Here is an 11,885-nt window from a genome sequence, read left to right as displayed (position 1 = left end):
TTCGGATGGGGCGCCCGGCCCCGGAGAAAGCAAGACTACCGGGTTGTCCAGTTTTTCAATCGCCTGCTGAACCGTTTCGGCTGCGATATGATTTCGGTAAATGGTTACGTGGTGACCGAGTGAACGGAATTGATCCACCAGGTTGTAGGTGAACGAATCAAAATTATCGATAAAGACTATGTTCGCCATGATGTTCACTCCTGATGGGCTGCTTGAATGGCTGAGATAACCGCCTGGGCTTTACCGCGGGTTTCGTCGGCTTCCGATTGCGGGTCGGAATCGAACACCACGCCCGCGCCGGCCTGCACCTGGGCAATGCCGTTTTCAACGTAGGCTGAGCGAATCACGATACAGGTATCCAGCGTTCCTTCGCCGGTCAGGTAACCCACGGCGCCACCGTAACTGCCACGGCGGGCCTGTTCGACCTGACGGATCAGCTGCATGGCTCGAATTTTTGGCGCACCGGTTAAAGTACCCATATTCATACAGGCCTGATAGGCATGCAGTGCATCCAAGTCCTCTCGCAACTGGCCGACCACACGCGACACCAGATGCATCACATGGCTGTAGCGATCAACTTTCAGTAGATCGGCGACGTGGCGGGTACCAGCCTCTGAAATACGGGCAACGTCATTACGGGCCAGGTCGACCAGCATCATATGTTCTGCGTTCTCTTTTTTATCGCTACGCAGCTCAAGCTCAATCCGGCTGTCGAGGTCAAAGTCAATCTGGCCGTTAGGATACTTGCCCCGGTGGCGGGTACCGGCGATGGGGTAGATTTCTACCTGGTTAGTGTCGGTCTCATATTTCAGTGCACTTTCCGGAGAGGCACCAAACAGGGTGAACAGTTCATCCTGCATATAGAACATGTAAGGGCTGGGATTACTTTGCTTGAGCTGTTTATAAGCAGCCAGTGGTGACGGGCAGGGCAGGGTAAAGCGGCGCGACGGAACCACCTGGAAGATATCGCCTTTTACCACGTACTGCTTAAGATCCTGTACTACCTGACAGAACTCTTCATCGGAGATATTGGTGGCAACGTCAACCTCGGTCAGTTTGTTGGCGTTCGGTAGCGGTTTGAGGCTCTGGCACTGCTGCGCGATCTGGTCTAACCGTTCGGTCAGCATCGCGCAGTTTTGTTGGTTATCGCCAAACAGGGTGGCATGGGCAAAGCAGGTTTGTTGTTGGTGGTCGACCACCAGCATGGTTTCCGCCACGTAGAAGACATAATCCGGGCACTGGTTAATGCTGTCAGCACCACCCAGCGGCTCAAAGTTGGCAACCAGGTCATAGGCAAACAACCCGCCCAGGAACAGGGCAAACTTATCGTGTCCGGACAGATCAAAGCTGTGCTGGACCAGGCGCAGGGCGTCGAAGCTGGACGCTTCACGTAAACGGGAGTCTTCGTCCAGACTGTCGTCAGGCTGACCAAAAGTCAGGATCAGTTGATTTGGCTCAGGGCGTTCTGCAATACCATCCACCAGATTGTGGCTGATGATATCCAGAAGCTGACGGCCGTTATCACTCAACGCGTTCATGGTCACCTGATGACCATTGCACACGATACGTACCGCAGAGTCGACGATCAGTAAGCTCTTTAGATTCTGTTTTGAGTCGATTTCAGCCGACTCCAATAACAGGCTATCGGTTTTGTTCTCGCACAGAGTGTGAAACAAGCGGGTCGGATCCTGGGTATAGGGCACCGTATTATCGATAGTGGAAATTGCTGCTTGCTGTTTTATTTGTATGGCCTTGTTCACAAGACCTCCTCAATTCTTTTTGACCTGCTTTGTACATATTGGCACAAAGCGTAACCATGCCCAATTAGGATTTTAACCATTCTGTTGAATTTTTATGCAATCAAATTGGGTATGACGAAAAAATGAAAAAAGCCCGCGTTGTAAGCGGGCTTTTCGGATTCAATTCTATAATTTAGAAGTACACGTTAGCCCACCAAGAACTTGTCCAAGTGCGCCACCAGTTCAGCTCAACATTGACTGCAGAGCGATTGATTTGCCGGTTTTGGTTAAATTCTTGTAACATGTTGAGCCTTAAGTCAGGTACTTTGTTGTTGCGTACTAGTTAACTAGTGCAAGCGGTTAAAGTCAAGCGAAAAGATAGGAATTAATGAGAATTGATCTACACAGTCACACTACGGCGTCCGATGGGCGATTTAGTGTTGAACAATTAATCGACAGGGCGGTGGGTTTTGACATCAATGTACTGGCGATTACGGATCACGATACAACAGAGGCGCTGGCTCCGGCCCGTCGCTATATCGAAGACAAACAGTTGCCTATCCGGCTAATTAATGGCATTGAGATTTCAACTTGCTGGCAAAATAAAGACATTCATATTGTCGGGCTGAATATTGACCCACAGCATCCACAATTAACCGCGTTAATTGAGCAGCAACAGCAGCGCCGGGTAGCACGCGCGGAGCTGATGGCCGAACGCCTGGCCAAAGTGACCCAGCCAGAGTTGTTGCAACAGGTTAAAGGCATCGCCGGTGATGCACCCATTACCCGGGCCCATTTTGCCACCTGGCTGGTCGAAAATGGCTATGCGAAAACTATGCAACAGGTGTTTGTAAAATATATGACTCGAGGAAATCCCGGCTATGTGCCGCCAAACTGGTGCAGCATGGCAGAGGCTGTTGGGGCGATTCATGCTGCGGGAGGCAAAGCGGTGTTAGCCCATCCGGGGCGTTACCAATTAACGGCAAAGTGGGTAAAACGTCTGCTTACGGCGTTTGTTGAAGCGGATGGTGATGCGATGGAAGTGGCACAACCGCAACAAGCGCCTCAAGAAAGACGCAACTTAGCCGATTATGCTATACAATACAAACTATTAGCATCACAGGGCAGTGACTTTCATTATCCCTCTCCCTGGATGGAACTGGGCCGGAATCTCTGGCTGCCCGCTGGAGTGGAGCCCGTTTGGACCGATTGGGGATTAGACTCTTGATCCGCATTCACTTTCCCAATCGCTATAGAGTCGAGAGACTCGATAATGAGGAATGACAATGAGCCAATTTTTTTACGTACACCCTGATAACCCACAAGCACGTCTTATCAGTCAGGCAGTGGCAATTATTCGCAATGGCGGCGTGGTGGTTTACCCAACCGACTCAGGTTATGCGCTGGGTTGCCAGTTGGAGAATAAGCAAGCGCTGGATCGTATCTGCCAGATCCGTCGTCTGGATGATAAACACAATTTCACGCTGTTGTGTCGCGATCTGTCGGAATTGTCGCTGTACGCCAGGGTAGACAACACTGCGTTCCGGTTGTTGAAGAACAACACGCCTGGCCCATACACTTTCATTTTCAAAGGGACTAAAGAAGTTCCGCGCCGCCTGATGAACGCCAAACGCAAAACCATCGGTATCCGGGTGCCCGATAACCGTATCGCACTGGATCTGTTGGAAGCGATGGGCGAGCCAATGATGTCGACCTCGCTTATTTTGCCGGGTAATCAACATACCGAATCAGACCCGGAAGATATTCGTGACAAGCTGGAGCATGCGGTGGATGTGATCCTCAATGGTGGCTACCTGGGTGAACAGCCGACCACGGTGGTTGACTTTAGTGACGGTGAACCCGTGATTGCCCGCATTGGTGCCGGAGACCCGACGCCGTTTGAATAAGGTTATAGGCAGATAACCACTGCAAAATATAATGCTTTTTTGGTGATCATTTGCGATAATGTGCGGCCGCAAAATTGCCGCATCTTTATCGACGTCTGAGAAGACGACACATAGGTAACTAAATGAACGAAAAACTACAGAAGGTATTAGCACGAGCAGGTCATGGCTCTCGCCGAGAGTTGGAAGCGCTGATTAAGGCCGGACGCGTCAGCGTCAACGGTGTCGTCGCCAAGTTGGGAGAACGACTTGAAGACGAAAACGCCGTAGTCCGCATCGACGGACATGTTGTATCGGCCAAAGCACAAGAAGAAGTGATCTGCCGCGTATTGGCTTACTACAAGCCAGAAGGTGAGCTGTGTACCCGTCACGATCCTGAGGGTCGTCGCACTGTATTTGACCGTTTGCCAAAAATTCGCGGCTCACGCTGGATTTCGGTCGGCCGTCTGGATGCTAATACTTCAGGTCTGTTGTTGTTTACCACCGATGGCGAGTTGGCCAATCGTCTGATGCACCCGAGCCGTCAGGTAGAGCGTGAATATCTGGTGCGCGTATTCGGTGAAGTGAATGAACACAAGATCCGTCACCTGGTAAACGGCGTTGAACTGGACGATGGTCTGGCTCGCTTTGAAGACGTGGTTTATGCCGGTGGTGAAGGTATGAACCATACCTTCTATGTGGTGATTAACGAAGGCCGCAACCGCGAAGTTCGTCGTTTGTGGGAATCTCAGGAGTGTACCGTCAGCCGTCTGAAGCGGGTCCGTTACGGTGAAATCTACCTGGACAAAAAACTTCCTCGCGGCGGATGGATGGAGCTGGACCTGAAAGAGGTCAACTATTTGCGTGAGCTGGTAGAGCTGCGTCCTGAAAAACAAACCATGCTCGACCTGAACAAAGACAACACCTCTCGTAAGCGTGAACGCGCCCGCAGCCAGAAGATCCGTCGTGCGGTGAAACGCCATGAAGAACGGGTGAATAATCCACAGGGTCGCGGCAGCAGTAATTCCACCAAACGCCGCAAGCCTGCTGGCAATCAAGGTGGCCGCAGTCAGAATCGTCGCGGCGGTAAACCGCAGCAGTAACATTATCCGGCGAGTTTTCGCCAGTCTGGCTGAAGCGCCAAATAAAAAAACGCAGCGAAAGCTGCGTTTTTTGTATCGGTTAAACCACTCAGAGCGTTTGATTGAGCTGGTAATAACGACCTTGCTGCTGCATCAGTTGCTGATGGCTACCGTATTCGACAATTTCACCCTGTTCGATCAGGCAGATCGCATCCATCTTATCCAGGTGAACAAGCCGGTGGGTAATAAACAGCACCGTTTTGTTGCTGAAATGCTTAGAAAACAGCGCCATAATCTGCTGCTCAGTCTGCTTGTCCAGCCCTTCGGTCGGTTCGTCCAGCAACAGGATAGGGGCATCATGCAGCAGTGCGCGGGCAATGCCGATACGACGTTTTTCAGCGCCGGACAGTTGCCGTCCGCCGTCACCCAGCCAGCAATCTAGGCCTGGTGCATCCAACAGTTTGCCAAGCCCGACTGACTGGAGTGTGCTTTCCAGCAGCGCATCGTCGGCATCAGCTTTCGCCATGGTCAGGTTGTCGCGTAAGCTACCGTTCAGGATATCGACACGCTGACTGACCACCCCGACGGCACTGCGCAACTGGCTTTCGTTCCACTCGGTTAATGGCCGGCCTGCGATAGATACCGTGCCTTGCTGAGGGTCCCAGTAGCGGGAGATCAGCTGGATTAAAGTTGACTTGCCGGAGCCAGTCTGACCGACAATAGCGACTTTCTGCTGGGCGGCGACGTCAAGGTTGACCTGCTTTAATGCCGCTTGTTGGCTGTCCGGGTAACAGAACTCGACGTTATTAAAGGCGACAGAATAAGGCTGGTCAATCTCACTAACCTGGTCGGAGAAACGCACCGTCGGTTCGGACAGGATCACTTCGTTGAGTCGCTTGGCAGACGTTAGGGTCTGGCCAAGGTGCTGGAAGGCACCGGCTATCGGCATCAACAGCTCAAAACTGGCCATGGTAGCAAACGCCATCATCGCCACCATAGGATCAGGCGCCTGTCCGGCGACACCGCCAGCAGCCAGCCAGAGGATCAACACCAGCGCCCAGCCGTTTGCCAGCATCAACAGTGCCTGAGCCAGACCGCTGAAATGGGCGTTAACTTTCTGGTTTTGCAACAAACTGGCCTGGGCGGCAAAGATTTTGTCGCGATAGGCTTTTTCTGCGCCAAACAGAGTCAGCTCACTGTAACCCTGTAACCAGTCCAGTGTGGTGATACGCAGTGCGGCTTTATTCTGAGTCAGGTCGCGGCCGTTATTTTTACCCAGCCGGTAAAACAGTATCGGCCAGGTGATCAACAGTACCAGCAGGATAGCGCCCAGCAGCAGACCGAGTTGCGGATCGAACCAGGAAAGCAGGGCGGTAATGGCAGCAATGCCCAACACGCCAACGGTGACCGGGCTGATCAGGCGCAGGTAAACGTGATCCATTGCATCAACGTCGGCGACCAGGCGGTTTAGCAGGTCAGCATCACGCAGACTACCGATCCGGCCAGGGATCAGAGGTGCTAGTTTTTTAAAGAAAAACAGCCGTAAATCGGTCAGCAGCTTAAAGGTGGCGTTGTGGCTGACCACCCGCTCACCCCAGCGACCGGCGGTGCGGCCGATCGCCATGCCGCGAATAAAGGCACCCGGCAGCATGTAGTTAAAGGTTTCCCGCGCCACGGTCAGGCCAGCTACCGCTGCAGCGGAGATAAACCAACCGGACAGGGTCAGCAGGCCAATCGACGCAAACAGGGTGAACATGGCCAACAACATACCCATTGTCAGGCCGAACCAGTGTTTTTTGTACAGTTTTAGGTAAGGGAGTAAATCACGCATCTAAGTTTCCCTTCTGTTCGACATCAGTTTGTTGACTGGCTGCCAGCATCTGCTGAAACAGGCCTTGTTGCTGTTGTAAAGTGGCAAAATCGCCGCTTTGCACGATGTGACCATCCTGCATGACCAGAATCTGGTCCACCTGCTGTAAGGGTGCCAGCTGGTGCGTCACCATCAGGCTGGTTTTGCCTTGGATCTGCTGCGACAAGCTCTCCATTACCAGTCTTTCACTGCGGGCATCCAGGCTTGCCGTCGGCTCGTCGAGCAGCCAGAACTGGCCGTTTTGCAACATCGCACGGGCCAAAGCCAGTCGCTGCGCCTGACCCACAGACAAACCGCCGGAGCGGTCAGAAATCGGGTAATCCAGACCATGACGGTCGACAAATTCATCCGCCTTGGCGTCTTTGACCACCTGTTGAATCTCAGCATCGGATACTTGCCTTTTACCCAGAGTAATGTTTTCACGGATGCTGCCATGCAGCAAAAGAGGGTTCTGGCCAACCCAACTAATGTTTTGTCGCCACTGGGCGATGTCCGTCTTATTCAGCTCCTGCCCGTTAATGGTCAGGCTGCCCTGATACGGCAGAAAACCAAGCAGGGTATTAACCAGGCTGGTTTTGCCCGCGCCGCTTGGGCCTACCAGGGCGGTGGTTTTATCCAGCGGCAGGGTAAAGCTAAGCGGCCCGGCCAGCTTCTGACCGTCCGGGCTGAAAATTTCCAGCTCTTTGGCTTCAATGGTGACCTGTTTACTATCAGAAATCGGTTGATTGCCACCGGTCAGCGTCGCCGCATCGATCTGCAAAAACTCCACGATGCTTTCCGCGGCGCCCACCGCTTGCTGCTTGGCGTGATAGTAAGTCCCTAAATCGCGCAGTGGCTGATAAAACTCCGGTGCCAGGATGAGGATAAACAGTCCGGCTAACAGAGATACGCCGGCTCCGTAATGGCCGAAGTCGAGCTCTCCGATATAGCTGAAGCCAAAGTAAACTGCGGTGACTGCGATAGAAACCGAAGTAAAAAATTCCAGTACCGCTGAAGAGAGGAAGGCGATTTTAAGCACGTCCATGGTTCGGGTACGAAATACCTCTGAGGCACCTTGCATGATTTCCGTTTCGGCTTGAGTACGGTCAAACAGGCGAATGGTGGTCATCGACTGCAGGCGATCATAAAAATGGCCGGACAGACGTTGCAGCGCTTTGAAGTTTTTGCGGTTGGCATCAGCGGCTTTCATGCCGACCAGTGCCATAAAAAACGGAACCAGCGGAGCCGTCAGCAGGAAAATTAATCCAGCCGCCCAGTTGACCGGAAAGACCACGATCAGAATGACGAATGGGATCATCACCGACAGTGACATTTGTGGTAAATAGCGGGCGAAGAAGTCGTGCATATTTTCCACTTGTTCCAACACCAGGGTAGCCCAGGCGCCAGCCGGTTTGCCCTTGATGTAGGCGGGGCCAAGCTCACGAAGCTTATCTAAAATTAACTGGCGAATGTAAATACGGATTTCCGCGCCGCAGTGGAAACCGGCAATCTCACGGCCCCAGGCACAACCCGCGCGTAAGGCGATGATCACTGCCAGACCGGCGAAGTGAGGTAACAGGGTGACTTTGTCGACCTGGTCAATGATCAGCTGACTCAGAATAGTGGCCAGCAGAGCAGCCTGACCCAGCAGTAACACGCTTGACAGCAAACCCAGACCAACAGCCAGCATCATCCAGCGTTTGGCCAGTTTGCTCTGCTGTTTAAGCCAGGCATTCAAACTGCGTTGTTTCTTTTTATCCATTTTAGAAAGGCTTAATGAGAATTGTTATAGGAGAAAGCGGGCATTATACAAAAGAAAACCCAGCGGGAATACCGCCGGGTTTTAAGGTTTTGAATCTGGGTACAAAAAGGTGACTTAAGCAACCGATTCCTGACTGTCCAGATAGCGCTCGGCGTCCAAAGCGGCCATACAACCGGTTCCCGCCGAGGTAATGGCCTGACGGTAGGTGTGATCCATCACGTCGCCAGCGGCAAATACGCCCTCGATACTGGTCTGAGTAGCGTTGCCTTCCAGGCCGGACTGCACCTGAATATAACCGTTTTTCATCTCGAGCTGGCCCTGGAATATGTCGGTATTTGGCTGGTGGCCGATGGCGATAAACACGCCCATGACATCCAGATCTTCAGTGGCATCAGACTGAGTGTCTTTAATGCGTACTCCGGTGACCCCCATGTCATCGCCCAACACTTGATCCAGAGTTCGGTCGGTATGCAGGATGATATTCCCATTTTCTACTTTGTCCATCAGGCGTTTGAGCAGAATTTTTTCTGCGCGGAAGCCTTCACGGCGGTGAATCAGGTGCACTTCCGAGGCAATGTTAGCCAGGTAGAGCGCTTCTTCCACCGCGGTATTGCCGCCGCCAACCACGGCCACTTTCTGGTTACGGTAAAAGAATCCGTCGCAGGTGGCACAAGCCGATACGCCGCGGCCTTTAAAGGCTTCTTCAGACTCTAGGCCTAAGTATTTAGCCGATGCACCGGTCGAAATAATCAACGCGTCACAGCTGTATTCACCGCTGTCGCCTTTAAGGCGAAATGGACGCTGGCCCAGTTCTACCTGATTGATATGGTCAAAGACGATTTCGGTTTCAAAGCGCTCTGCGTGCTCTTTCATCCTGTCCATCAGGGCAGGACCGGTGAGACCTTCCGCATCACCTGGCCAGTTTTCCACTTCGGTGGTGGTGGTCAACTGACCGCCTTGTTGCATACCGGTAACCAGTACCGGTTTCAGATTGGCGCGCGCTGCGTATACCGCGGCGGTATATCCCGCTGGGCCCGAACCAAGAATGAGTAAATTACAGTGTTTGACGTCGCTCATTTGCGCTCCATTCACGATGACGTTATACGTTCGCCGTTTTGCCAACCTGATCTGCGAGATATGACAGGCAAAAGCGGGATTCAGATAACCATCGATTGTAGGTAAATCGCCGCGGGATTTAAAGCGTTGCTGAGCAATGCCGATCAATAATTTTGTTATAGATTAGAACGACTGCAATAGTCTGTTTAAGCCGTATAAATCACTGGAATCCCCTGTGGGGTATAGACCCGCCGATTGCTGCCAGTGATCCGTACTGGTTTTTGCATCTGTCGATGAAGAAAACTGGTGGATATCACCACAAAATAGCCTTTAACCAGATATACATCTTAAAAATTAATGTAATTTGGAATTATAGATGGTGAAAATTTGATTTTGCCAGATAAATGCGTATGCTTGGTTGTTAATTGCTTGTTAACAAAAACAGCAGGAAATGTAATGTGATTAAGGAGTAGATGATGTTACATCAGCACGAAAAAACCCTACATTTGACTCAGCTAAGCCAGGACGCGATTGCTCAGTTATCGCCATCTTTTGCCGAACTGCCCAACACAGATCACGCCGATGGCCAGTACCGCCTGCGTCGTTACTCCGTGGTACGTTACCTTGATGGCGTGGTCGTGGAGCAGGACAAACATGACTTTGTTCAGAGTGACGATATTAACCGTTTTCAGGGTAACGTAGTTCGCCAGTTTGAACCCATTCTGCGCTCGACACTGACCAGTGAAGGCATGCGCGAAATGTGTGAGCTGTTTATGGCCAGCAATGGTTTATCCAACGGCCAGGAAATCGAAATCCACCAGATCAGAATTGCTGCCGTGTTTGATGAAACTCAAGTCGCCCCAGAAGGCGTCCACCAGGATGGCTTCGACCATATCGCTTTGGTCAGTATCAACCGTCAAAATGTCGAAGGCGGTGAAATAATGCTTTATCAAGATCGTCATGAAGCGCCGTTCTTCCGTAAGGTACTGAATAATGGTGAAGTGGCTCTGCTAGATGATGCCAAATTGTGGCACAACGCTAGCCCGATCCGGTCGATGAAAAACGGCCAGCAAGGTCATATGGATCTGTTTGTATTAACCGCAAAAGGTGCTGAGCATGCATTTCACTCCTGAACAAGCCAGAAGCCAATTCCGGGCATTATCGCAACGTCATAATGACTTGCCGGTGACTTTTCTCGACGGCCCCGGTGGCTCGCAGGTGCCGACCAGCGTGCTGGACGCCATGTGTGATTATCTGGGCCAGTACAACGCCAATCTCGGTGGCCACTATTTTTCCAGCCGGATTACCACTGAGCTGATGCAACGTGCTCGTGAGTCGGTACAGGCGCTGCTCAATGCCGAATCGTCCGGCAATATTGTATTTGGCGCCAATATGACCTCGTTGACGTTTCAGCTCAGCCGGGCGATCAGTCGCGACTGGCAACTGGGCGATGAAGTGATCGTCACCGCGCTGGATCATTACTCAAACGTCTCCAGCTGGCAGCAAGCCGCCGAAGACAAGGGGGTTACCCTTCATCAGGTGCCGGTGACTGAAGCGGACTGCAGCCTGGATGTGGATCACCTGATCAGTCTGCTGAACCCGAACACCCGCCTGGTGGCGCTGACTTATGCATCCAACACCACTGGCAGTATTGTCGATGTGCATAAAGTCGTGCAGGCGGCCCATAAAGTTGGCGCGCTGGTGTATGTGGACGCGGTCCACTATGCGCCGCATCACCTGATTGATGTGCAGGCGCTGGGCTGTGATTTCCTGGCCTGCTCGGCATATAAGTTTTTTGGCCCCCACGTCGGGATTGCTTATGTTGCCCCGCAATGGCTGCATGCATTAGAGCCCTACAAAGTGGAACCTGCAACCAACATTGGCCCGGGCCGCTTTGAAACCGGAACCCAGAGTTTTGAAGGCTTAGCCGGGGTGATCGCGGCAATCGACTATCTGGCCCAGTGGGGCAAGCCGGGCGATAAGCTGCGTCAGCGCCTTGCAGACAGTTTTCGTGCCTATAACCAGCACGAGCAAGCGCTGAGTGAGCGTTTCCTGGCGCGTCTGGCCAAGCTGGATGGCGTTAAACTGTGGGGCAGGGATGTGGCAGACAGTGAGTTACGTACGCCGACATTTGCGCTGACGTTCGAGCGTTTCCCGCCGGAATTGGTGGCTCAGGCACTGGGTGAAAGCAATATCTGTGTCTGGAACGGCCACTTCTACGCTCTGGGACTGGTGCGCCAGTTAGGGCTGGAATCCACTGGCGGTGTGGTGCGGATTGGCTTTATGCACTACAACACCCTGGAAGAAGTCGATCGACTGTTCGACGCACTCGAATCGCTGTAGTAGTGGAATTGGATTGAAAAGCCGCCCTCACCAGATGGTCAGGGCGGCTTTTTTAGATTTCGCCACTAGCTAACTCATTTTTGCTTCTACTGCTTTGGGTGAATAGCCAATAGTGTCACAGTTCAACTGATCCGAATGTAACTTGTAACTATAAATTTTTATATACAATGA

Annotated in this window: 11 protein-coding genes and 1 other annotated feature; of the genes, 5 read left to right on the top strand and 6 right to left on the bottom strand. The window is 52.2% G+C overall.

Going from position 1 to position 11,885, the window contains the following annotated elements; genetic code table 11:
• The 3 genes from ACQY6F_RS04245 to ACQY6F_RS04235 form a co-directional block, all read right to left on the bottom strand.
• Positions 1-189, bottom strand: a 189-nt coding sequence (locus ACQY6F_RS04245) for a glutamine amidotransferase-related protein (protein ID WP_428772447.1), incomplete at its 3' end; no start/stop codon positions are given.
• Between the two features lie 5 nt (positions 190-194).
• Entirely contained in the window at positions 195-1,760 is a 1,566-nt protein-coding gene (locus ACQY6F_RS04240; protein ID WP_428772446.1) for an anthranilate synthase component 1, read from the bottom strand.
• A gap of 123 nt (positions 1,761-1,883) precedes the next feature.
• Positions 1,884-1,986 (bottom strand) — a sequence feature (Trp leader region).
• On the bottom strand, positions 1,933-2,043 hold the full coding sequence (locus ACQY6F_RS04235) for a Trp operon leader peptide (protein WP_428772444.1): 111 nt from the start codon (positions 2,041-2,043) through the stop codon (positions 1,933-1,935). (Overlaps the previous feature by 54 nt.)
• An 84-nt stretch (positions 2,044-2,127) precedes the next feature.
• Here ACQY6F_RS04235 and rnm point away from each other — a divergent pair, with 84 nt between their 5' ends.
• From rnm to rluB, 3 genes are all read left to right on the top strand, one after another.
• Positions 2,128-2,967: an RNase RNM gene (rnm, locus tag ACQY6F_RS04230; RefSeq protein ID WP_428772442.1), complete on the top strand. Its 840-nt coding sequence runs from the start codon at positions 2,128-2,130 to the stop codon at positions 2,965-2,967.
• A gap of 58 nt (positions 2,968-3,025) precedes the next feature.
• Positions 3,026-3,646: an L-threonylcarbamoyladenylate synthase gene (locus tag ACQY6F_RS04225; RefSeq protein ID WP_428772440.1), complete on the top strand. Its 621-nt coding sequence runs from the start codon at positions 3,026-3,028 to the stop codon at positions 3,644-3,646.
• Positions 3,647-3,768: 122 nt separating this feature from the next.
• Complete coding sequence (gene rluB, locus ACQY6F_RS04220) at positions 3,769-4,725, top strand: 23S rRNA pseudouridine(2605) synthase RluB (RefSeq protein ID WP_428772439.1); 957 nt, start codon at positions 3,769-3,771, stop codon at positions 4,723-4,725.
• A gap of 88 nt (positions 4,726-4,813) precedes the next feature.
• Here rluB and cydC read toward each other — a convergent pair whose 3' ends face one another.
• From cydC to trxB, 3 genes are all read right to left on the bottom strand, one after another.
• Positions 4,814-6,535, bottom strand: coding sequence for a heme ABC transporter ATP-binding protein/permease CydC (cydC, locus tag ACQY6F_RS04215; protein WP_428772437.1), 1,722 nt, complete (start codon positions 6,533-6,535; stop codon positions 4,814-4,816).
• The gene (gene cydD / locus ACQY6F_RS04210; protein WP_428772435.1) at positions 6,528-8,315 is read right to left on the bottom strand and encodes a heme ABC transporter permease/ATP-binding protein CydD; all 1,788 of its coding nucleotides are present in this window, start codon (positions 8,313-8,315) and stop codon (positions 6,528-6,530) included. The genes cydC and cydD overlap by 8 nt, the downstream gene beginning before the upstream one ends.
• Before the next feature lie 114 nt (positions 8,316-8,429).
• Positions 8,430-9,392 (bottom strand): thioredoxin-disulfide reductase, encoded by a 963-nt coding sequence (trxB, locus tag ACQY6F_RS04205; RefSeq protein WP_428772434.1) that lies wholly within the window; start codon positions 9,390-9,392, stop codon positions 8,430-8,432.
• 452 nt (positions 9,393-9,844) lie between these two features.
• Here trxB and ACQY6F_RS04200 point away from each other — a divergent pair, with 452 nt between their 5' ends.
• Positions 9,845-10,504, top strand: a complete 660-nt coding sequence (locus tag ACQY6F_RS04200) for a 2OG-Fe dioxygenase family protein (protein ID WP_428772432.1) — start codon at positions 9,845-9,847, stop codon at positions 10,502-10,504.
• Positions 10,488-11,714 (top strand): cysteine desulfurase-like protein, encoded by a 1,227-nt coding sequence (locus ACQY6F_RS04195; RefSeq protein WP_428772430.1) that lies wholly within the window; start codon positions 10,488-10,490, stop codon positions 11,712-11,714. Before ACQY6F_RS04200 ends, ACQY6F_RS04195 begins: the two co-directional genes overlap by 17 nt.
• Positions 11,715-11,885: the final 171 nt, after the last annotated feature.

It is taken from the genome of Vibrio sp. (assembly GCF_050299255.1).
Classification (GTDB): Bacteria; Pseudomonadota; Gammaproteobacteria; order Enterobacterales; family Vibrionaceae; genus Vibrio.
The sequence above is the reverse complement of the archived record's forward strand: the minus strand, read 5'-3'. Positions and strand labels throughout refer to the sequence as shown.